19 protein-coding genes are annotated in these 20836 nt (G+C 69.0%); 15 read left to right on the top strand and 4 right to left on the bottom strand.

Annotation, left to right across the window (positions count from 1 at the left end):
- Nucleotides 1-116: 116 nt before the first annotated feature.
- From GPA22_RS14680 to GPA22_RS14610, 15 genes are all read left to right on the top strand, one after another.
- Nucleotides 117-1070 carry an ornithine cyclodeaminase family protein gene (locus GPA22_RS14680; protein ID WP_169256808.1) on the top strand — a complete coding sequence of 318 codons (954 nt, stop codon included), beginning with the start codon at nucleotides 117-119 and terminating at the stop codon, nucleotides 1068-1070.
- Between the two features lie 24 nt (nucleotides 1071-1094).
- Complete coding sequence (locus GPA22_RS14675; RefSeq protein ID WP_169256807.1) at nucleotides 1095-1865, top strand: PP2C family protein-serine/threonine phosphatase; 771 nt, start codon at nucleotides 1095-1097, stop codon at nucleotides 1863-1865.
- A 28-nt stretch (nucleotides 1866-1893) separates the two neighbouring features.
- Complete coding sequence (locus GPA22_RS14670; protein WP_169256806.1) at nucleotides 1894-2598, top strand: FHA domain-containing protein; 705 nt, start codon at nucleotides 1894-1896, stop codon at nucleotides 2596-2598.
- A 114-nt stretch (nucleotides 2599-2712) separates the two neighbouring features.
- Nucleotides 2713-3480, top strand: coding sequence for a 3',5'-cyclic-nucleotide phosphodiesterase (locus GPA22_RS14665; RefSeq protein WP_169256805.1), 768 nt, complete (start codon nucleotides 2713-2715; stop codon nucleotides 3478-3480).
- Between the two features lie 75 nt (nucleotides 3481-3555).
- A complete protein-coding gene (locus tag GPA22_RS14660; RefSeq protein WP_169256804.1) occupies nucleotides 3556-5913 on the top strand; it encodes a GspE/PulE family protein in 2358 nt (785 codons plus the stop codon).
- A gap of 100 nt (nucleotides 5914-6013) precedes the next feature.
- Nucleotides 6014-6709: a ribulose-phosphate 3-epimerase gene (gene rpe / locus GPA22_RS14655; RefSeq protein ID WP_169256803.1), complete on the top strand. Its 696-nt coding sequence runs from the start codon at nucleotides 6014-6016 to the stop codon at nucleotides 6707-6709.
- A complete protein-coding gene (locus tag GPA22_RS14650) occupies nucleotides 6706-7383 on the top strand; it encodes a phosphoglycolate phosphatase (protein ID WP_169256802.1) in 678 nt (225 codons plus the stop codon). Before rpe ends, GPA22_RS14650 begins: the two co-directional genes overlap by 4 nt.
- Nucleotides 7384-7612: 229 nt before the next feature.
- On the top strand, nucleotides 7613-9100 hold the full coding sequence (gene trpE, locus GPA22_RS14645; RefSeq protein WP_169256801.1) for an anthranilate synthase component I: 1488 nt from the start codon (nucleotides 7613-7615) through the stop codon (nucleotides 9098-9100).
- A gap of 84 nt (nucleotides 9101-9184) precedes the next feature.
- Nucleotides 9185-9760 carry an aminodeoxychorismate/anthranilate synthase component II gene (locus GPA22_RS14640; protein ID WP_169256800.1) on the top strand — a complete coding sequence of 192 codons (576 nt, stop codon included), beginning with the start codon at nucleotides 9185-9187 and terminating at the stop codon, nucleotides 9758-9760.
- Nucleotides 9761-9806: 46 nt separating this feature from the next.
- Nucleotides 9807-10838 carry an anthranilate phosphoribosyltransferase gene (gene trpD / locus GPA22_RS14635; protein ID WP_169256799.1) on the top strand — a complete coding sequence of 344 codons (1032 nt, stop codon included), beginning with the start codon at nucleotides 9807-9809 and terminating at the stop codon, nucleotides 10836-10838.
- Nucleotides 10839-10845: 7 nt separating this feature from the next.
- Nucleotides 10846-11634: an indole-3-glycerol phosphate synthase TrpC gene (gene trpC / locus GPA22_RS14630; RefSeq protein ID WP_169256798.1), complete on the top strand. Its 789-nt coding sequence runs from the start codon at nucleotides 10846-10848 to the stop codon at nucleotides 11632-11634.
- A gap of 90 nt (nucleotides 11635-11724) precedes the next feature.
- The gene (locus GPA22_RS14625; protein WP_343036057.1) at nucleotides 11725-15627 is read left to right on the top strand and encodes a translocation/assembly module TamB domain-containing protein; all 3903 of its coding nucleotides are present in this window, start codon (nucleotides 11725-11727) and stop codon (nucleotides 15625-15627) included.
- A 60-nt stretch (nucleotides 15628-15687) separates the two neighbouring features.
- Nucleotides 15688-16251 carry a peptide-methionine (S)-S-oxide reductase MsrA gene (gene msrA / locus GPA22_RS14620; protein ID WP_169256796.1) on the top strand — a complete coding sequence of 188 codons (564 nt, stop codon included), beginning with the start codon at nucleotides 15688-15690 and terminating at the stop codon, nucleotides 16249-16251.
- A 33-nt stretch (nucleotides 16252-16284) separates the two neighbouring features.
- Nucleotides 16285-16629, top strand: a complete 345-nt coding sequence (locus GPA22_RS14615; RefSeq protein WP_169256795.1) for an FKBP-type peptidyl-prolyl cis-trans isomerase — start codon at nucleotides 16285-16287, stop codon at nucleotides 16627-16629.
- Nucleotides 16630-16739: 110 nt separating this feature from the next.
- Complete coding sequence (locus GPA22_RS14610) at nucleotides 16740-17198, top strand: Lrp/AsnC family transcriptional regulator (RefSeq protein ID WP_121429896.1); 459 nt, start codon at nucleotides 16740-16742, stop codon at nucleotides 17196-17198.
- Nucleotides 17199-17238: 40 nt separating this feature from the next.
- Here the strand turns inward: GPA22_RS14610 and GPA22_RS14605 are convergent, their stop codons facing one another.
- The 4 genes from GPA22_RS14605 to GPA22_RS14590 are packed head-to-tail and all read right to left on the bottom strand — an operon-like array spanning nucleotide 17239 to nucleotide 20784.
- Nucleotides 17239-17988, bottom strand: a complete 750-nt coding sequence (locus GPA22_RS14605; RefSeq protein ID WP_169256794.1) for an ATP-binding cassette domain-containing protein — start codon at nucleotides 17986-17988, stop codon at nucleotides 17239-17241.
- Nucleotides 17978-18748: an ABC transporter ATP-binding protein gene (locus GPA22_RS14600; protein ID WP_169256793.1), complete on the bottom strand. Its 771-nt coding sequence runs from the start codon at nucleotides 18746-18748 to the stop codon at nucleotides 17978-17980. The genes GPA22_RS14605 and GPA22_RS14600 overlap by 11 nt, the downstream gene beginning before the upstream one ends.
- Nucleotides 18745-19833, bottom strand: coding sequence for an ABC transporter permease subunit (locus GPA22_RS14595; protein WP_169256792.1), 1089 nt, complete (start codon nucleotides 19831-19833; stop codon nucleotides 18745-18747). Before GPA22_RS14595 ends, GPA22_RS14600 begins: the two co-directional genes overlap by 4 nt.
- An 18-nt stretch (nucleotides 19834-19851) precedes the next feature.
- Nucleotides 19852-20784, bottom strand: a complete 933-nt coding sequence (locus GPA22_RS14590) for a branched-chain amino acid ABC transporter permease (protein WP_169256791.1) — start codon at nucleotides 20782-20784, stop codon at nucleotides 19852-19854.
- Nucleotides 20785-20836 lie beyond the last annotated feature (52 nt).

Genomic DNA, 20836 nt, shown 5'->3' with positions numbered 1-20836 from the left:
GGCGCCTGCCGAACGGCCCGCCCATCGTGGCGGGCCTTTTTTCGTCGCCGCCAAGCTGGAGTAGACTGGCCCATCGGCCGCACGCGGCGGCATCGTGAAAGGATGATTTCGCGCATATGACGATCTACCTGAAGGAAGAAGAGGTCGGCAGCCTGCTGGACATGCCGATGGTGCTCGAGGCCGTGGAGCAGGTGATGGGCGCCCACGGGCGTGGCGAGACCGTGGATTACCCGCGCCAGCGCGTGCGCCTGCCGGCGTCGATGACGCATCTGCTGCAGGGCGGCGTGCCGGACCTCAACCTGACGGGCCTGAAGGTGTATACGTCGGCGGGCGGGCGCAACCGCTTCTGGGTCCATCTCTTCGACGCCACCAGTGGCGATCCCGTTGCCGTGCTGGAGGCGGACCGGCTCGGCATGATGCGGACCGGTGCGGCAGGCGGCGTCGCGACGAAGTGGCTCGCGCGACCGGATGCCCGCGTGGCCGGCGTGTTCGGCTCCGGCTGGCAGGCGCAGGGGCAGGTGCTCGCGCTGTGCGCGGTGCGGCCGATCGAGCGCATCAAGGTATTCGCGCGCAATCCGGAGCGGCTCGCCGCCTTCTGCGCGCAGATGAGCCGCGAGACCGGCCGCGAGGTCGTGCCGGCGGCAAGCGCCGAGGACACCGTGCGCGGCGCGGACGTGGTCGTGACGATCACGACCTCGCCCAAGCCGCTCTTCGATGCGAACTGGCTCGCGGCGGGCACCCATGTCACCGCGGCAGGTTCCAACAGCCTGGCGCGGCAGGAGCTGTCCGAGGCCGCGGTGCGGCGCGCGGACGTGATCTGCGTCGATTCGCGCGAGATCGCGGTGCGCGAGGCGGGCGACCTGATGCCGCTGCTGGAGAAGGGGCGCACGCAACCGGGCCGCTGGGTCGAGCTGGGCGAAGTGATTGCCGGCGTGCGGCCGGGCCGCACGTCTGCGGAGCAGATCACGCTGTTCGAATCGCAGGGCATGGCGATCCAGGACATCGCCGTCGCGGCCCGCGTCGTTGCGCGCGCACGCGAGCGCGGCCTCGGCTGCGAGTTGCCGTACTGAGGCGCATGCGGGCGTCGCAGAGCCATGTCCACCTCGTCTCCGGGCCGGTTCGAGTTCTGCTCGCGCAGTGATGTGGGGCAGGTGCGCAAACGCAACGAGGATTCGATTGCGGTGCGCGAGGAGCGCGGATGGGCCGTGCTGGCCGACGGCATGGGCGGCTATCGCGGCGGGGACGTCGCCTCGCGGCTTGCCGTGGACAGCACCCTGCAGCGCCTCGAGCGCGAACTTGCCGAGGCGGATGCCTGCGTGCCCGAACGGGCCGCTGCCGTGCTGGAGGCGGCCGCACACGACGCCAATGCCGACATCCGCGCGCAGGCAGCGCGCGACCCGAATCTCTCGGGCATGGGCTCGACGCTGGTCGCGGCCGTCTTTCTTGCCGATTGCGTGGTGGCTACCCATGTCGGCGACTCTCGGATGTACCGGCTGCGCGACGTCGGGCTGCAGCAGCTGACGCGCGACCACACGATGTTGCAGGAGCTGTTGGACGCCGGCATCATGACGCCCGAGGAAGCGGCGCGCTCGCAGTTCCGGGGCCTCCTCACGCGGGGGCTGGGCGTCTCGCCCCTCGTCCTGCCCGAGCCGGGTATCCATTCCGCCCGTTCGGGGGACATCTTCCTGCTGTGTTCGGACGGGCTCACCGACATGCTCGACGACGATGCGATCGCGCACGTGCTGCGGCCTGCCGCCGCGATGCAGGCGCCCCTCGAAGCCGCCGCCGACCAGCTCGTGGCACTGGCCAACGAGCGGGGAGGGCGCGACAATATTTCCGTGATACTGGCGCGCATGGCTGCATGAGCGCCGTCTGGACGAAGGAAAGGAAACGATGCCGAAGCTGATCCTCAGCATGGACGGGCTGGTCCTCAAGGAAATCGCCCTCGACAAGGAGCGCGTTTCGATCGGTCGCAAGCCGAACAACGACATCCAGATCGACAACCTCGCGATCAGCGGGCAGCACGCGCTGATCACGACCATCCTCGACGACGCTTTCCTCGAAGACCAGAACAGCACCAACGGCACCTACGTGAACGGCCAGCCGGTCAAGAAGTGCGTGCTGCACAACAACGACGTCATCGAACTGGGCAAGTACCGGCTCAAGTTTCTCGCCGACGCGAAGCGGCGCCCGCGGGGTGACCGCTTCGAGCCGTCGGACGAACTGCGTGCTTCGGGGGCGGCGTCCGCAACAGCGCCCGCGGCGGGCGAGACCCAGATGCTGCCGCCGGATGTGATGGCCAGCGTCACCGCCGAGCCGGCGTTCGACGAATCGCAGCTCGGGATCATCAAGGTCCTGAGCGGTCCGACTGCCGGCCGTGAACTCCAGCTCGCCAAGGCGGTGACCACGCTGGGCAAGCCCGGCCTGCAGGTCGCGGTGATTTCGCGGCGCCCGCAGGGCTATTTCATCACCCATGCGGAAGGCGAGAGCTTCCCGCAGGTGAACAACCGGCCGATCGAGGCGGGGGCCCATCCGCTCCGTGACGGCGACATCGTCGAGATCGCCGGGGTGCGCATGGCCTTTTCGTTGCAGGGCTGACTTTTCGTCGTGCCGTACTGCACGCCGATTCCGCAGGCGCGGTGCTAGGGTGTCGAAAATCAACGGAACACTGCCGAGCCGCCGGGTCGCGCGGCGTTGCACTTGCGGGGAACGATGAAGCTGAAGGTGCTGGGCTGCAGTGGAGGCATTGGCGGAGCCGAGGGCCGCACGACCGCCTTCCTGGCCGACGACGACATCCTGATCGACTGCGGCACCGGGGCCGGCGACCTGGAGCTGGAGGAACTCGCGGCCGTCGATCACATCTTCGTCACGCACTCCCACATGGACCATATTGCGGCGATCCCGCTGATCGTCGACGCCGTGGGCGAAATGCGTGGTGTCCCGATCACCGTGTATGCGATCCCCGAGGTCTTGCGCATCCTGCGTGCGCACGTGTTCAACTGGCTGATCTGGCCCGATTTCACCGCCATCCCCGATCGGCGCCGGCCTTTCCTGCGGCTGCAGCCGCTCGCGGTCGGCGAGCCGGTGAAGCTCGGCACGCGCGTCATCACGCCGCTGCCGGCCCTGCACAGCGTGCCGGCCGTCGCGTACTGCCTCGACGGCGGCGATGGCCAGCTCGTTTATTCGGGCGACACCACCTATTCGCCGGAGCTCATTGCAGCGATCAATGCCTGCCCCAGGCTGCACCACCTGATCATCGAGGCCGCCTTTCCCGACGAGCAGCACGGGCTTGCGCTGGCGTCGCGCCACATGAGCCCGGCCATGGTGGCGGGCCTCCTCAACGAGCTCACGGTCAATCCGAGGGTATATATCAGTCATATCAAGCCGGGACAGCGTGAGCGCGTGATGGCGCAGATCGCGGATGCGGGCGGGCGCCTGCGCGCTGAAGTATTGCATCAGGGGCAGGTCATCGAGTTCTGATTCTCCCCCTGCCCCGGTGAGGCTAGAATGGCCGGTTCCGAATGCTTGTCATTTCAGCCGTCATCAGGTATCCGCATGTCAATCAGCTCTATGCAGGGAAAGCCCGGCGCCGGGGGGGAAGTCGCGACGCGGCTGGCCTTTTTCAAGGGGCTGCAGGCGATCACGGCGCGTATCCATGCGAGCAAGGATATCGACGAGATCGTGTCGGAGTTGTCGACCGATCTGTGTGCGCTGTTCAGTGCGGAGCGGCTGTCCTTCTTCGTCGTCAACCACGGTGGCACGCATCTGCTGGCGCGCGTGAAGACCGGCCGTGGCGTGTCGCCCGGCGCGCGCCTGCCGATCGACGAGAGCAGCATCGCCGGCTTCGTCGCGCTGACGCGCGAGGCGCTTAACCTGCGCGACGTCTATGATGCCGCCGAACTGGCGGCGATCTCGCCAGACCTGCGCTTTCGCACCCTCGGTGATACCCTCGGCGGCTACCGTACGCGCCAGATGCTGTGCGCGCCGATCATCGATCCGAACAGCGGTACGCTGCACGGTGTCGTCGAGGTGGTCAATTCGCTGGGCGGAGAGGATTTCCCGCCCGTTGCGACGGAAGGTCTGCTGGGGCTCGCGCAGACGCTGGGGGTGGCGTTCGCGCAGCGCAGCAATGCGCCGGCGGCGCTGCGTTCGCGCTACGACGCGCTGATCGCCGACGGGCGCATCGTCACCGGCGAGATGGACGATGCGACGCGCATCGCGCACGAAACCGGCGCCCACGTCGAGGACGTCCTCGTCCAGAAGTACGGGCTGACACTGCCGCAGATCGGCGACGCGGCGGCGCGCTTCTTCAACGTCGCGTACGAGCCTTTCCGCTCCGAGCGCGTCAGGCAGATGGACCTGCTGCGCAACATCAAGCGCGAGTACGTGGTGCAGAACCAGTGGCTGCCGCTGGAAGAGACGAACGAAGGCATCGTCCTGCTCACCTACGACCCCGAGCAGGTGCGCGTGTCGCGCATCGCCGAGAACGTATTCCCGAAGAAGAAGCTCGCCTATCGCATCACCACGCGCTGCGAGTTCGAGCAGACCGTCGACCAGTACTTCGAGCCGTCGATCGAGAGCAGTTCGGTCGACGACCTGCTGCACGACCTGATGGACGACGAGCAGGAGGGGTCGGTTGCCGACGACGTCTCCGCGGCGGCCGACAACGAGCTCGTGAAGCTCGTGAACAAGGTCATCATCGACGCCCACCGCCAGGGCGCCTCCGATATCCATATCGAGCCGCGTCCGGGCAAGGAAAAGACGCTGATCCGCTTCCGCAAGGACGGCACGCTCGTGCCCTACATCCAGGTCCCGGCGAGCTACCGCAACCCGCTCGTGACGCGCATCAAGATCATGTGCGACCTCGACATCTCGGAGCGCCGCAAGCCGCAGGACGGCAAGATCAAGTTCCGCAAGTTCGCGCCGCTGGACATCGAGCTGCGCGTCGCGACGGTGCCGACCGCGGGCGGGCTCGAGGACGTGGTGATGCGCCTGCTCGGCCACAGCGAGCCGATCAGGCTCGACAAGCTCGGCGTCAGCCCGCACAACCTCGAGCGCCTCAAGCGCACGATCACCAAGCCCTACGGCCTGTTCTTCGTGTGCGGCCCGACCGGCTCGGGCAAGACGACCACGCTGCATTCGATCCTCGGCCACATCAACACGCCCGAGACGAAGATCTGGACTGCCGAGGACCCGGTCGAGATCACGCAGAAGGGCCTGCGCCAGGTGCAGGTGAACCGCAAGGCGGGGCTGGATTTTGCGACGATGTTGCGCTCCTTCCTGCGCGCCGATCCCGACGTGATCATGGTCGGCGAGATGCGCGACCTGGAGACCGTGTCGGTCGGCATCGAGGCCTCGCTGACCGGCCACCTCGTGCTGTCGACGCTGCACACGAACAGCGCGCCGGAGTCCGTCGTGCGCCTCCTCGACATGGGCATGGACCCGTTCAATTTCGGCGACGCGCTGCTCGGGGTGCTGGCGCAGCGTCTCGCCAAGCGGCTGTGCAAGTGCAAGGAAGCCTATCGCCCGGAGGAGGGTGAGGTCCGGCAGATGCTCGACGAGTATTGCGAGGACATGGCGGCGACCCCGGCCTTCCAGGCCGATCCGGCTGCGGCGCGTGCGGCGGTGCTGGCCCGCCTGCAGGCGGAACATGGTGCGGACGGCCGCTTCACGCTCTACCGACCGGTGGGGTGCCCGGAGTGCAACTGCGGCTACCGCGGGCGCGTCGGTCTGCACGAGCTGATGGTCGCCACCAGCGAGGCCAAGCGCCTGATCCAGGAGCGCGCGCGCGTCGCCGAGCTCCTGGCGCTCGCACTGTCCGAAGGCATGCGCACCTTGCGCCAGGACGGCATCGAGAAGGTGTTTGCCGGCGTCACCGACATGGAGCAGGTGCGCAGGGTGTGCGTGCGCTAGGTCGATTGATGGCCGGCGTCGGTTGCGCGACGCAGGAAGCCCGTGCGACCGCCACGGAGACGCGGGTTAAAATGGGGGCCAACCCCTGGAGAACACAACAATGTACCGAATCGCCCCCAGCCTGCTCTCCGCCGATTTCGCCCGCCTCGGCGAGGAGGTCCGCAACGTCATCACCGCCGGTGCGGACTGGATCCATTTCGACGTGATGGACAACCATTACGTGCCGAACCTCACGATCGGTCCGCTGGTGTGCGAGGCGATCCGGCCGCATACCGAGGCGCCGATCGACGTGCACCTGATGGTGAAGCCGGTCGACCGCATCATCCCCGACTTCGCCAAGGCCGGTGCGAACGTGATCACCTTCCACCCGGAAGCGTCCGACCACATCCACCGCACGCTCGCGCTGATCCGTGACCACGGCTGCAAGGCGGGCCTGGTATTCAACCCGGCCACGCCGCTGCACTACCTCGATCACGCGCTCGACGACATCGACATGGTGCTGCTGATGAGCGTGAACCCCGGTTTCGGCGGGCAGTCGTTCATTCCCGGCACCCTGGCCAAGCTGCGTGCGGCGCGCGAGCGGCTCGACGCCTACGAGGCGGCGACCGGGCGGCAGATCCTGCTGCAGATCGACGGCGGCGTGAAGGTCGGCAACATCGCCGAGATCGCCGCCGCGGGGGCTGACACCTTCGTCGCCGGTTCGGCGGTGTTCGGCGCCGGCCGTGATTCCGATCCCCACCGCTACGACAGCGTGATCGCCGCGATGCGCGCCGAACTGGCGAAGGTGAAGCAATGAAGCTTGCCCGCTTTCCGGTGCGGGCGGTGCTGTTCGACCTGGACGGCACCCTGCTCGACACGATCCACGACCTTGCCGACGCGGCCAACCTCACGCTCGCCGAGATGGGGCGTCCGGCGCGCCCGCTGGAGCAGATCCATTCCTTCGTCGGCAAGGGCATCCCCAACCTCGTGCGCCGCTGCATGACCGAGGATGCCGAGGCCGGCGAGGGCGAGATCGACCAGGCGGTCGCGGTGTTCCGCCGCCATTACGCCGACGTCAACGGCCGCAGCACGCGCATCTATCCCGGCGTGATCGAGACGCTGGAGGCGATGCGCGCGATGGAACTGCGGCTGGCCTGCGTCACCAACAAGGCCGAGGCCTTCACGCTGCCGCTGCTCGAGCGCATGGGGCTGACGTCGTACTTCGGTGCGGTCGTGAGCGGCGACACGCTGCCGGTGAAGAAGCCCGATCCGGCGGTGCTGCACCACGCCTGCGAGCTCCTGGGCGTCGCCTCGCCGCAGGCGCTGATGATCGGCGACTCGGCCAACGACGCGCTCGCCGCACGCGGCGCGGGCATGCCGGTGCTGCTCGTGACCTATGGATATAGCGAAGGCATGGCGGTGGACACCATCGAATGCGATGGGCTACTATCGATCGCAACCGGCGCGCTCGACCGCATCGCAGCGGCGTGACGCCCCGGCGCCTCTCGGCAGGAAACGCCGCAAGACATCATCATCCGATCGAGACATCGTGACCTACAGGAACCGGGATTCGGTAGAGGAAAGCATCCAGTTTGTCGCCGCGCAACTGCGCTGGCGCGGCTGGCGCTCGTGGCCTGCGGGCCACTAATACGCGACTGCTTCGCGGGCGGCGACTTGCCCGCACCCCTTGCCGAATTGAACCGTTTTCCGTGGAGTCTCCATGCTTGAGCAGGAATTCAACGCGCTGGCCGCGCAGGGCTACAACCGCATCCCGGTCACGCTCGAAACCTTCGCCGACCTCGACACGCCGCTGTCGATCTACCTGAAGCTCGCCAACGAACCGTATTCCTACCTGCTCGAATCGGTGCAGGGCGGCGAGCGCTTCGGCCGCTATTCGATGATCGGGCTGGCGGCCTCGACGCGCATCGAGGTCTATGGCCGCTCGGCGCTGCTGCTGACCGGCAACCGCCTCGTCGAGCGGCGCGACTACGGCGATCCGCTGAACTATGTCGCCGAGTTCATGGAGCGCATCAAGGTGCCGCCGCGCGACGGCCTGCCGCGCTTCGCGGGCGGCCTGGTGGGCTGCTTCGGCTACGACACCGTGCGCTACATCGAGCCGCGCCTCGCCCACGCGCAGCAGACGGATACCATTGGCACGCCCGACATCCTGCTGCTGCTGTCCGAGGAAATCGCGATCGTCGACAACCTCTCGGGCAAGCTCACGCTGGTCGTGTATGCCGAGCCGGAAGTCCCCGGCGCCTTCAAGCGCGCGAAGAAGCGCCTGCGCGAACTCCTCGCGCGGCTGCGCGCGCCGGTCGAGATCCCCGAGGACATGCACGCCGAGCCGCAGCCCGCGGTGTCGAGCTTCGGCGAGGAGGCCTTCAAGGCGGCGGTGAATCGCGCCAAGCAGTACATCGTCGACGGCGACATCATGCAGGTCGTGCTGTCGCAGCGCATGAGCAAGCCCTACGCGGCGAGCCCGATGGCGCTGTACCGCGCGATCCGCTCGCTGAACCCCTCGCCCTACATGTTCTACTTCAACTTCGAGGACTTCCACGTCGTCGGCGCGTCCCCCGAGATCCTCGTGCGCCTCGACGAGGACGGCCAGGGCAAGCGCGTGACGGTGCGCCCGATCGCGGGAACGCGCCCGCGCGGCGCGACGCAGGCGGAGGACCTCGCGCTGGAAGCGGATCTGCTGGCCGACGAGAAGGAGCGCGCCGAACACCTGCAGCTGCTGGACCTCGGCCGCAACGACGCGGGCCGCGTCGCCGAGACCGGCAGCGTGCGCGTGACCGACCAGTTCACGATCGAGCGCTACTCGCACGTGATGCATATCGTCTCCAACGTCGAAGCGCGCCTGAAGGACGACCTCAACGCGCTCGCGGTGCTGCGCGCGACCTTCCCGGCCGGCACGGTGTCCGGGGCGCCGAAGCTGCGCGCGATGGAGATCATCGACGAGCTCGAGCCGGTCAAGCGCGGCATCTACGCGGGCGCCGCGGGCTACATCGGCTTCCACGGCGACATGGACCTCGCGATCGCGATCCGCACGGCGGTGATCAAGGATGGTCATATCCACGTGCAGGCCGGCGCGGGCATCGTCGCCGACTCCAACCCGGACGCCGAATGGACGGAGACGCAGAACAAGGCGCGCGCGATGCTGCGTGCCGCCGAGATGGCGGAATCCGGGCTCGACACCCGCATCGACTGAACCCGCGGAGCGGCGGCCCGCACGCCGCCGTGCTCCCCCCGTCCGGCGCGCCATGCGTGCCGACGTGCAACAAGGAATGCATCCATGCTGCTGATGATCGACAACTACGACAGCTTCACCTACAACCTCGTGCAGTACTTCGGCGAGCTCGGCGCGCAGGTGAAGGTGTATCGCAACGACGAAATCACCCTCGAACAGATCGCGCTGATGAAGCCCGAACAGCTCGTGGTCTCGCCGGGCCCCTGCACGCCGGCCGAGGCCGGCATCTCGGTGCCGGCGATCCGCGAGTTCGCGGGCAAGATCCCCATCCTCGGCGTGTGCCTCGGCCACCAGAGCATCGGCGCGGCCTTCGGCGGCAAGATCGTGCACGCCAAGCGCCTGATGCACGGCAAGACGTCGCCGGTGCATCACGAAAACCTCGGCGTGTTCACCGGCCTGCCCAATCCGGTGACCTGCACGCGCTACCATTCGCTGGCGATCGAGCGCGAGAGCATGCCCGACTGCCTGGAAGTGACGGCCTGGACCGACGACGGCGAGATCATGGGCGTGCGCCACAAGACGCTCGCGGTCGAGGGCGTGCAGTTCCACCCCGAGTCCATCCTGACCGAGCACGGCCACGCGATGCTGCGGAATTTCCTCGACCAGAGCCGCGCTGAATGAAACCCGAGCGCAGGCCAGCGGCCTGCGTGAAAAGACAAGGATTGCCATGACGATTACTGCCCAGGAAGCGCTGCAGCGCACGATCGAACACCGCGAGATCTTCTACGACGAGATGCTGTCGCTGATGCGCCAGATCATGGCCGGCGAGGTGTCGCCGGTGATGACCGCCGCGATCCTCACCGGCCTGCGGGTGAAGAAGGAGACCATCGGCGAGATCTCCGCCGCCGCGACCGTGATGCGCGAGCTCGCGACGAAGGTGCAGGTGAAAGGGCCGGATCAGAACTTCCTCGACGTCGTCGGCACCGGCGGCGACGGCGCGAACACCTTCAACATCTCGACCACGACGATCTTCGTCGCCGCGGCGGCCGGCGCGCGCGTTGCCAAGCACGGCGGGCGCAGCGTGTCGTCGAAGAGCGGTGCGGCGGACGTCCTCGATGCGCTCGGCGTGAAGCTCGGCATCGCGCCGGAGCAGGTCGCGGCCTCGATCGAGGCGACCGGCATCGGCTTCATGTATGCGCCGGCGCACCACAGCGCGATGGCGAACGTCGGGCCGGTGCGGCGCGAAATGGGCGTGCGCACGATCTTCAACATCCTCGGCCCGCTGACGAACCCGGCCGGCGCGCCGAACACGCTGCTCGGCGTGTTCCACCCCGACCTCGTCGGCATCCTCGCGCGCGTGATGCAGCGCCTGGGCGCGAAGCACGTGCTGGTCGTCTACGGCCTGGACGGCATGGACGAGGTGAGCCTGGGCGCGGCGACGATGGTCGGCGAACTCAAGGACGGCGAGATCCGCGAGTACCAGATCCATCCCGAGGACTTCGGCATGGCGATGGCCGGCACGCGCAACCTGCAGGTGCAGAGCGCCGAGGAGTCGAAGGCGGTGTTGCTGGGCGTGCTCGACAACAAGCCGGGCCCGGCGCGCGACATCGTGATCCTGAACGCGGGCGTGGCGCTGTACACGGCCAACCTCGCGGACTCGATCGCCGACGGCATCGTGCGGGCGCGCGAGATCATCGCGAGCGGCGCGGCGCGGGCGAAGCTCGAGGAGTTCCTCGCCTTCAACCGGCAATTAGCGTGAGGCAGGCATGAGCGACATCCTGAACAAGATCCTCGCCGTGAAGGTCGAGGAAGTCGCGGCGGGCAAGGCGGTGCGCCCGCTCGAGCGGGTGCGCGCGGAGGCCGAGATGGCGCCCGCCGCGCGCGACTTCGTCGGCGCGATGCGCGCGAAGATCGCTGCCGGCGACGCGGCCGTGATCGCCGAGGTCAAGAAGGCGAGCCCGTCGAAGGGGGTGATCCGGCCGGACTTCGTTCCCGCCGAGATCGCCGTGCAGTACGAGCGCGCCGGCGCGGCCTGTCTGTCGGTGCTGACCGACCGGCAGTTCTTCCAGGGCGCGCCCGAATACCTGCAGGCGGCGCGGGCGGCGTGCGCGCTGCCGGCGCTGCGCAAGGATTTCCTCGTCGACGCGTGGCAGGTGTATGAGGCGCGTGCGATGGGTGCGGACGCGATCCTGCTGATCGCCGCGGCGCTGGATCTCGCGCGGATGCAGGAGATGGAGGCGATCGCGACGAGCCTCGGCATGGCGGTGCTGGTCGAGGTGCATGATGCGGCCGAGCTCGACATCGCGCTGCAGCTCGCGACCCCGCTCGTCGGCATCAACAACCGCAACCTGCGCACTTTCGAGGTCACGCTGCAGAACACGCTGGACCTGCTGCCGCGCATCCCCGCCGGGCGGCTCGTGGTGACCGAGTCCGGCATCCTCAAGCCGCAGGACGTGGCGCTGATGCGCTCGAACGCGGTGCATGCCTTCCTCGTCGGCGAAGCCTTCATGCGTGCGCCGGACCCGGGCGAGGAGCTGCGCGCGCTGTTCGGCTGAGCGGGGCGACGCGTGACGTCGCCACCGGCTCCGCAACCGGCCGCTCGCCCGCGCAGGCGGTGGGCGGTCCTCCTTGGGGCGGCCGTCGCCGTGCCGGCGTTGGCCGCGCTGGTGGCGGCCTGGCTCGTGCTGAGCGAATCCGGCCTCAGGGCGGCCGCGGCGGTCGCGGGCGCGCTGAGCGGCGGGCGCGTGGTGCTGGAGTCGCCTTCGGGCCGGCTCGTGGGGCCGCTGCGCGTTGGCGTGCTGCGCATCGACATGCCCGATCTGCGTGTGCGTGCCGAGGGGCTCGCGCTGGCGTGGCGACCGGCGGCGCTCTTCGACGGCGGCCTCGCCATCGACGAACTGGCTGCCGAGCGCGTCGAGCTGGCGTCGCGTCCGGGCGGCGAATCCCCGGTCAAGCCTCCCGAATCCCTCGTCCTGCCGGTAGCGCTGGCGGCGCAATCGCTCAGCGTCGGCCGGTTCGTGCTGCGCGAATGGGCAGACGGCGAACTTGGCGCCGCAAAAGCGACGTTCGAGTTCTCCGATTTCGGCGCACGCGTGCGCAGCGACGGTTCGCGCCATCGCATCGAATCCCTCCGCGCGATCCTGCCTTTCGGGCGGGCCGAGCTCGCCGGGGAGATCGACGGCCAGGCGCCGTTCCGGCTGTCGGCGAACGCGAGCCTGAACGGCACGCAGGGCGGGCGCGACTTCCGGCTGGCGCTCGTCGCGGCCGGCGACCTGCTTGCGCCGCAGTTGCGGATCGAAGCCGCCGGTGCAGGGCTCGCCGGCGACGGCGACGTGCTCGCGTCGCCCTTCGAGGCGGTGCCGCTGCGCCGGTTGCGCGTCGCGCTGGGCGAGCTCGATCCGTCGGTGTTCGAGCCGTCCGCGCCACATGCGGCCTTGCACATCGCGGCGGACCTCGTGGCGCAGGCCGATGCGCAGGGCGGATGGGGATTGGCCGGGCCGGCCACGGTCGAGAACCGGCGCCCCGACGCGATCGACCGGCAGGGGCTGCCCCTCACGAAGCTCGCCGCCCGGCTGCACTGGGCGCCGGAGCGGATGCGGGCGGAAGACCTGGTCCTGCAGCTGGCGGGGGGCGGGCGCGTCACCGGCGACGTCGATTGGCGGCCGGGGGGGCTGAACGAGCAGGGCGGCGGGGAGGCATCCGGGGCGCCCGGCGATCCGCTCGGTCGCCTGAGCGCCACGCTGCAGCTGGCGGGCGTGGAGATGCAGCGGCTGGACGGACGTCTGCCGCGCTCGGTGCTGACTGGCAGGCTGCAGGCCGAGGGCGACCGCGAGCGCCAGAGCGCCGAGATGGACGTGCGCGTGAAGGACGCACGCCTGCGTGCCCAGGCCGTCGTGACGGCGCTGGGCGAAGGCGGGGCGCGCAGCCTCGCGGCGCACGGCGCGGTGTCGTCCTTCGATCCGCGCAGCTTCATCGCCGGCGCACCGCAGGCGAGGCTGAACCTGGATTTCCGGCTCGCGGCCGCGCTGGGTGCGGCGCCGCGTTACGACGCCGTGGTCGACCTGTTGCCGGGGCAGCTGAACGGAAAGGCGGTGCGCGGGACGCTGCGCGCCGTCGTCGAAGGGGAACGTCTCGCCGACGGCGATCTCGATCTGGATCTCGCCGGCAACCGCATCCTCGCCCGCGGTGCCTGGGGGGCGCGGCAGGACGTCCTGAAGGTGGATGTCGATGCGCCGGCGCTCGCCGCGCTCGACCCGCGTCTGGGCGGGCGGCTGACGCTCGCGGGGCTGCTGTCCGGCGGCGCGGCGCTGCCGGCCGGCAGCATGAAGTTCGCCGCCGAGGCGCTGCGGCTGCCGGGGGAACTGCGCATCGCGTCGGCAGACGGGGACGGATCGCTGGCGTCGGGGGCGGACGGCGAGCTGCATCTCGCGGTGAATCTGCGCGGCCTGAGGTCGGTCGACACGGCAGCGAAGGCGGAGAAGGATGGGCGCGCTGCGGACGATCCCGACTGGGTCAGCGAGGGGAGCCTGCGGGTCGACGGGACCCGTCGTGCCCATGCGGTCGACGTCGTCGCGACCGGCCTGGGCGGCGACAGTCTGCGGCTGCGCATGGAAGGCGGGGTCGCGGATGCCGTGGCGAATGCCGGCACGACATGGCGCGGGCGGCTGGTGGCGCTGGAGACGGCGGGGCGCTGGCCGGCACGCCTGACGAATGCGGCGACACTGGAGCTGGGGGCGCAGCGCGCGGCGCTGGGCGCGGCCACGCTCGACGCCGGCCAACGCGGGCGCATCCGCCTCGACGAGACGAGCTGGTCGCCGCAGCAGGCCGTCGCGCGCGGCGCCCTGAGCGGGTTGGCTTTCGGGCTGGTCGCGAGCCCCGAAGGCCGCCCGCGCCGCGGACCGGGGCCGTTGGTGCTGGGGGCGGAGTGGGACCTGAGGCTGGGCGAAGTCGTCGAAGGCTCGGCGCGCGTGTTCCGCGAGGCGGGCGACCTGACGGTGAGCGGCGAGATCCCGGCACGCCTGGGACTGGAGCATCTGGAGGCGCGCCTCGGCGCCCACGACAACCGCCTCGCGCTGGCGCTGGAGGCGCGCGGCAGCGAACTGGGCGAACTGGCCGGTGCGGCGACGGCGCAGGCCGAGCGGGCGCCGGGCGGCGGCTGGCGCCTCGCCCCCGATGCGGCGCTGCTCGGGTCGGCGCATCTGGCGATGCCGTCGGTGGCCTGGATCGGCCGCCTGATGCAGGAGAACGTCGTCACCGGCGGCAGTCTCGATGCGAGCCTCGCACTGGCCGGCACGCCGGCGGCGCCGCGCGCGAGCGGCACGATCGCGGGGCGCGAGCTGTCGCTGGCGCTCGTGGATCAGGGCCTGCATCTCTCCGGCGGGGAGCTGCAGGCCGAGTTCGATCGCGATCGCCTGCGCCTCGCCCGGCTGGAGTTCGTGTCGCCGAACCGGGTCCGTCCGCGCGACGGCCGCCTGCCGGTGGCGCGGCTGACGGCCACACCGGGGCGCCTCGGCGCGAGCGGCGAGATCGCGCTCGACAGCGGCATCGGCCGCTTTTCCTTCGAGGCCGAGCGCCTGCCGATCCTGCAGCGCAGCGACCGCTGGCTGATCCTGTCGGGCGTCGGCGCGGCCAACAGTACCTGGACGCACGTTGACCTGGCGGCGAACCTGCGTGCGGACGCGGGCTACATCGAGGCGTCCGACTCCCCCGCACCCAGCCTCTCGGACGATGTCGTGGTCCTCGGCCGCGAGCCGCGCACCGGCGGGGGCGGGCTGCGCGTCGCGGCCGATGTTGCGATCGCGCTGGGCGACCATTTCTACCTGTCGGCATTGGGCGTGGATACGCGGCTGACCGGCGGCCTGCGGCTGCGCCTGCGCGACGGCGCGCCGCCGAGCGCGATCGGCACGATCGCGACGGCGGGCGGCACCTATCGCGGCTACGGCCAGGCACTGTCGATCGAGCGCGGCCTGATCAACTTCCAGGGGGCGCCGGACAATCCGGGGCTCAATGTCGTCGCGCTGCGCAAGGGGCTCGCGGTCGAGGCCGGCATCGAGATCGCCGGCAGCGCGCGGCGTCCGCTCATCCGGCTGGTGTCGGAGCCGAACGTGCCTGACCCGGAGAAGCTGTCGTGGATCGTGCTCGGGCGCGCGCCGAGCGCGGGCGGCGGCGGGGACATGGGGCTGCTGCTGCCGGCCGCGCAGGCGCTGCTCGGCGGCCCCGAAGGCGGCATGACCGACCAGCTGTCGCGCAGCCTCGGCTTCGATGAATTGTCGATCGGACAGGGAGAAGTTGGCGGTGTCACCCGAAGTGCCACCAGCCGCGTTGTCGGAGAAGGTACCATCGTGCGAGGGGGCGACAACGTCGGCGGGCAGGTCCTGACGCTGGGCAAGCGCCTGTCGTCGGACCTGTTCCTGTCCTTCGAGCAGAGCCTGGGCGGGGCCGAAAGCCTCGTCAAGCTGACCTACCAGCTCAGCCGCAGGGTGTCACTGGTGGCGCGCGGCGGCAGCGACAACGCGGCGGACATCTATTACACGATTTCATTCGAATAGCGGGAATCGCCGGACGACAATGCTGTCCTAATCGCGGGATTTTCGATGGAGAAAGCACGCATGACGAGAAGCGAGACACCCGCAACACGCGAGACGGCCATTCTTGCGGGGGGATGTTTCTGGTGTCTGGAAGCCGTCTACAAGGAAGTCGACGGAGTGGAGTCGGTGACGTCCGGCTACATCGGCGGGCGTGTCGACGCGCCGACCTACCGGCAGGTGTGCGACGGCGGCACCGGCCACGCGGAGGCCGTGCAGATCGTGTTCGACCCGGCAGTCGTGAGCTATCGCGACCTGCTGGAGATCTTCTTCGTGATCCACGATCCGACGAGCCTCAACCGCCAGGGCAACGACATCGGCACGCAGTACCGCTCCGCGATCTTTGCGACGAACGACGAGCAGCTGCATGTCGCGCTCGGCCTCATCGAGCACATGGGCGAGGCGCGGGTGTACCCGAGTGCGATCGTCACCAAGGTGGAGCGCGCGGGCACGTTCTGGCCTGCGGAGCCCTATCATTACGACTACTTCGCCAACCACTCGGACCAGCCTTACTGCCAGTACGTCGTGGCGCCGAAGATCTCCAAGTTCCGCGAGAAGTTCGCCAACCGGCGCAGGCGGGGCGGTTAGAATCGCGGTTTTAACCCGCGCAGGAGAGATTCGATGTCCCAAACCACCACCGCCAGCGGCCTCGTCATCGAGGATCTGGAAGTCGGCAGCGGCGCCACCGCCGTCGCGGGCAAGCGTGTTTCGGTGCACTACACCGGCTGGCTCACCGACGGCAAGAAGTTCGATTCGAGCAAGGACCGCAACGACCCGTTCGACTTCCCGCTGGGCGCCGGCCACGTCATCCGCGGCTGGGACGAGGGCGTGCAGGGGATGCAGGAAGGCGGCAAGCGCAAGCTGACCATCCCGCCGCAACTGGGTTATGGCGCACGCGGCGCGGGCGGCGTGATTCCGCCGAACGCGACCCTGGTGTTCGAGGTCGAGCTGCTGAAGGTTCTCTGATCGCGTGACACGACAAGGGGCCACGCATAGGCCCCGGCGTCGCCCGGCTCCGGTCCGGCGATGCGGCGGCGGGCGTTCGCCCGCCCGTCACGACAGGAAAAGGGGGAGACATGAAACTCGACCCGACCCAGCGGCGCATTCTCGCGCTGCTGCAGAAGGATTCGACGATCAGCACGCAGACCTTGGCCGAGAAGGTGGGCTTGTCCTCGTCGCCGTGCTGGCGGCGGGTGCGCGAGCTCGAGGAGGCGGGGCTGATCCGCGGCTACGTCGCGCTGCTCGACCGCAAGAAGCTGGGGCTCGAGACCTGCGTGTGGGTGCGCGTGAAGCTCAAGAAGCACAGCGCCGACGTGCTCGACCGTTTCGAGCAGGCAATCAAGGGCTGCGACGAGGTCGTCGAATGCTACGAGCTGCTCGGCGAGACGGATTGCCTGCTGAAACTCTACCTGCCCAACCTCGAGGCGCTGTCCTCGTTCATGCACAACTTCCTGCTGAAGATCCCGGAAGTCGACATCACCAATTCCAGCGTCGCGCTGCGCGAGATCAAGAACGAGACGGCGCTGCCGCTGTAGGGCGGGCAGCGCCGATGCTTGCCTCGCGAGGGGTGGTTTTTCAGGCCGCCAGTTCCTCGATCTCCTCGCCCAGATAGGCGCTGCGCACCTTGGGGTCGTCGAGCAGCGCCTTGCCGGTACCTTCGAGCGTGACGCGGCCGCCTTCCATCACGTAGGCGCGCTCGGACACTTCGAGCGCGAGGTTGGCGTTCTGCTCGACCAGCAGCACGCCCATGCCTTCGCGCGTGATCGAGTGGATCACTTCGAAGATCTTCTCGACGATGAGCGGCGCGAGGCCCATCGACGGTTCGTCGAGCAGCAGCACCTGCGGGCGCGACAAGAGCGCGCGCCCGATCGCGACCATCTGCTGTTCGCCGCCGGACAGCGTGCCGGCGACCTGGTTGAGGCGTTCCTTCACACGCGGCAGCAGCGTGAATACCTTCTCCATGTCGGCGGCGATGCCGTCGGTGTCGCGGCGCGTGTAGGCGCCGGTCTGCAGGTTCTCGGCGACCGTGAGGCGGGTGAAGATGCCGCGGCCTTCCGGCACCAGCGCGAGCCCCCTGCGCAGGCGCAGGTGCGAGGGCAGCTTGCCGATGTCTTCGCCCGCGTAGCGGATCACGCCGCCGTTGTGCGGGACGACGCCGGCCAGCGTGTTGAGCGTCGTGGTCTTGCCGGCGCCGTTCGCGCCGATCAGCGACACCAGTTCGCCTTCGCGCACCTGCAGGTCGATGCCCTTGACCGCCTGGATGCCGCCGTAGGCGACCTTGAGGCCGCGGACTTCGAGGATGGGGGTGGTGTTCTCAGTGCGCACGGTGGCCTCCCAGGTAAGCCTTGATGACGTCGGGGCAACGCTGGACTTCGGCCGGCGTGCCTTCGGCGATCTTCTTGCCGAAGTCGAGGACGGCGACGCGGTCGCACAGTCCCATGATGAGTTTCACGTCGTGCTCGATCAGCAGCACGGTGATGCCGTCGCCGCGGATCGTCTCGACCAGCGTGCGCAGCCCCGCGGTTTCGGTCGCGTTCATGCCGGCGGCCGGTTCGTCGAGCGCCAGCAGTTGCGGCTCGGTCGCCAGCGCACGGGCGATCTCGAGGCGGCGCTGGTCGCCGTAGGAGAGGTTCCGCGCGACCGTGTCAGCGTGGCGGACTATGCCGACGTAGTCGAGGATCTCCAGCGCGCGTTCCTGCATCAGGCGCTCCTCCTCGCGCGCCGCACGGCTCTGCGTGAGGATGCCCCACACGCCCGCCGACGAGCGGATGTGGTGGCCCGCCATCACGTTCTCGAGCGCGGTGAGCTCGCGGAACAGGCGGATGTTCTGGAAGGTGCGCGCGATGCCGTGCTGCACGACCAGATGCGGCTTGGCCGAGGGCAGCTCGGCGCCGTTCATGACGAACTCGCCGCCGTCGATCGCGTAGGCGCCCGTGAGCACGTTGAAGAAGGTGGTCTTGCCGGCGCCGTTCGGGCCGATGAGGCCGTAGACCTCGCCCTTGCGGATCGTCAGCGAGACGTCAGTGAGCGCCTTCAGGCCGCCGAAGCGTTTATTCACGGCGCGCGATTCGAGCAGGGTGATCATGCGTTCCTCCGGTCACGGTGGGCATAGCGGGTACGGGCGGGCAGCAGGCCGGCGGGGCGGACGAGCATCATTACGATCATCGCCAGCGACAGCAGCAGCATGCGCAGCACTTCGGGGTCGAGCAACGTCTTGCCGAACAGCGCCATCTGCATCGGCACCGCGAAGTGGCGCAGCAATTCGGGCAGCGCGGTGAGCAGGATCGCGCCGACGATGACGCCGGCGAGGTTGCCCATGCCGCCCAGCACGATCATCGTCAGCACGACGATCGATTCCATCAGACTGAAGCTCTCCGGGCTGACGAAGCCCTGGAAGGCCGCGAAGAGGCCGCCCGAGACACCGCCGAAGGTCGCGCCCAGCGCGAAGGCGAGCAGCTTCATCATGCGCGTGTCGATGCCGATCGCCTTGGCGGCCAGCTCGTCGTCGCGAATCGCGGCCCAGGCGCGGCCGATGCGCGAGATCTGCAGGCGGCGCACGAGGATGATCGCGGCGACGACGCAGGCGAGGAAGGCGTAGTAGTACAGCAACAGCGACGAGACCTGGAAGCCGAACAGGTCGAGGTCCTTCGACAGGTCCAGGCCCGCGATTGTCAGCGGATCGATCGAGTCGATGCCCTGCGGGCCGTTGGTGATGTTGATCGGCTGGTTCAGGTTGTTCATGAAGATGCGGATGATCTCGCCGAAGCCCAGCGTCACGATCGCGAGGTAGTCGCCGCGCAAGCGCAAGGTCGGGAAGCCGAGCGCGATGCCCGCGAGCGCCGCGAAGGCCGCGCCCAGCGGCAGCACGATCCAGAACGGCAGGTGGAGGCCGAAGTGCGGCGACGCAAGGAAGGCCCAGGTGTAGGCACCGACCGCGTAGAACGCGATGTAGCCGAGATCCAGCAGGCCGGCGAAGCCGACGACGAGGTTGAGGCCGATCGCGAGCAGCACGTACAGCAGCGCGAAGTCGAGCACGCGCACCCAGCTCTTGCCCATCGCGAGCGCGATGAGCGGCGCGGCGAGCGCGAGCAGGATGACGAGGGGGCGCTGCAGGCGTCGGTCGAGCGCGAAGCTCGCCGGCAGCGGAAGGGCGGTGGAGTTCGTGGTCATGGTCTCTTTCCTGTGGGGTCAGGCGCGGTCCGCGACGCGTTCGCCGAGCAGGCCGGACGGGCGGAAGATCAGCACGGCGCCGAGGATCATGAAGGCGAAGATGTCCTGGTAGCTCGAGTTGAGGAAGCCGAAGGTCAGGTGCTCGATGTAGCCGGCGCCGAAGCTCTCGACGAGGCCCAGCACGAGGCCGCCGACCATCGCACCCGGCAGGTTGCCGATGCCCCCCAGCACCGCCGCGGTGAAGGCCTTCAGGCCCGGCGTGAAGCCCATCGCGTAGTGCGCGATCGCGTAGTTCGACGCGTACAGCACGCCGGCGAGCGCCGCGAGGCCCGAGCCGATGATGAAGGTCGCGGCGATCACGCCGTTGGCGTTGATGCCCATGAGGCCGGCGACGCGGTGGTTCTCGGCGGTCGCGCGCATCGCGCGGCCCAGCCGGCTCTTGTTCACCAGCAGCATCAGTCCGCCCATCAGCGCGAGGGCGACGACGATCGTGAAGATCTGCAGCGGCGACACGACGACGCCGTCCATCGGCTGCATCGGGGTCGTCGACACCAGCTGCGGGAAGACGTGGAACTCGCGGCCCCAGATGATCATCGCCAGCGTCTGCAGCAGGAAGGACACGCCGATCGCGGTGATCAGCGGCGCCAGCCGCGGCGCGTTGCGCAGGCGCCGGTAGCCGATGCGCTCGATCAGGTAGCCGACCACCATGCACACGGGCACCGCGACCCCGACGCCAGCGAGCAGCAGGAAGACGGGATGCAGCTCGGGGAAGGCGCCCGAGAGGAGCGTCACGGTCTGCAGCGCGACCAGCGCGCCGATCATCACCAGCTCGCCGTGGGCGAAGTTGATCAGGCCGAGGATGCCATAGACCATCGTGTAGCCGAGCGCGACGAGCGCGTAGATGCTGCCCGACACCAGGCCGTTGAGGATTTGTTGCAGGAAGGTTTCCATCGATTCACCCTTGGTGTTGCACACCGCGACGGCGATCGCCGCCGGATTGCGG

The organism is Aromatoleum toluvorans (assembly GCF_012910905.1).
In the GTDB taxonomy this organism is placed as follows: domain Bacteria; phylum Pseudomonadota; class Gammaproteobacteria; order Burkholderiales; family Rhodocyclaceae; genus Aromatoleum; species Aromatoleum toluvorans.
This window is presented reverse-complemented; position numbering and strand designations above follow the sequence as displayed.

Excerpts from the sequence above, each read along its gene's own strand:
- GPA22_RS14610 (WP_121429896.1), top strand. The coding sequence starts at position 16,740 with ATGAAACTCGACCCGACCCAGCGGCGCATTCTCGCGCTGCTGCAGAAG.
- GPA22_RS14615 (WP_169256795.1), top strand. The coding sequence starts at position 16,285 with ATGTCCCAAACCACCACCGCCAGCGGCCTCGTCATCGAGGATCTGGAA.
- GPA22_RS14600 (WP_169256793.1), bottom strand. The coding sequence starts at position 18,748 with ATGATCACCCTGCTCGAATCGCGCGCCGTGAATAAACGCTTCGGCGGC.
- GPA22_RS14640 (WP_169256800.1), top strand. The coding sequence starts at position 9,185 with ATGCTGCTGATGATCGACAACTACGACAGCTTCACCTACAACCTCGTG.
- GPA22_RS14675 (WP_169256807.1), top strand. The coding sequence starts at position 1,095 with ATGTCCACCTCGTCTCCGGGCCGGTTCGAGTTCTGCTCGCGCAGTGAT.
- trpD (WP_169256799.1), top strand. The coding sequence starts at position 9,807 with ATGACGATTACTGCCCAGGAAGCGCTGCAGCGCACGATCGAACACCGC.
- trpC (WP_169256798.1), top strand. The coding sequence starts at position 10,846 with ATGAGCGACATCCTGAACAAGATCCTCGCCGTGAAGGTCGAGGAAGTC.
- trpE (WP_169256801.1), top strand. The coding sequence starts at position 7,613 with ATGCTTGAGCAGGAATTCAACGCGCTGGCCGCGCAGGGCTACAACCGC.
- rpe (WP_169256803.1), top strand. The coding sequence starts at position 6,014 with ATGTACCGAATCGCCCCCAGCCTGCTCTCCGCCGATTTCGCCCGCCTC.
- msrA (WP_169256796.1), top strand. The coding sequence starts at position 15,688 with ATGACGAGAAGCGAGACACCCGCAACACGCGAGACGGCCATTCTTGCG.
- GPA22_RS14590 (WP_169256791.1), bottom strand. The coding sequence starts at position 20,784 with ATGGAAACCTTCCTGCAACAAATCCTCAACGGCCTGGTGTCGGGCAGC.
- GPA22_RS14680 (WP_169256808.1), top strand. The coding sequence starts at position 117 with ATGACGATCTACCTGAAGGAAGAAGAGGTCGGCAGCCTGCTGGACATG.
- GPA22_RS14665 (WP_169256805.1), top strand. The coding sequence starts at position 2,713 with ATGAAGCTGAAGGTGCTGGGCTGCAGTGGAGGCATTGGCGGAGCCGAG.
- GPA22_RS14670 (WP_169256806.1), top strand. The coding sequence starts at position 1,894 with ATGCCGAAGCTGATCCTCAGCATGGACGGGCTGGTCCTCAAGGAAATC.
- GPA22_RS14660 (WP_169256804.1), top strand. The coding sequence starts at position 3,556 with ATGTCAATCAGCTCTATGCAGGGAAAGCCCGGCGCCGGGGGGGAAGTC.
- GPA22_RS14595 (WP_169256792.1), bottom strand. The coding sequence starts at position 19,833 with ATGACCACGAACTCCACCGCCCTTCCGCTGCCGGCGAGCTTCGCGCTC.
- GPA22_RS14650 (WP_169256802.1), top strand. The coding sequence starts at position 6,706 with ATGAAGCTTGCCCGCTTTCCGGTGCGGGCGGTGCTGTTCGACCTGGAC.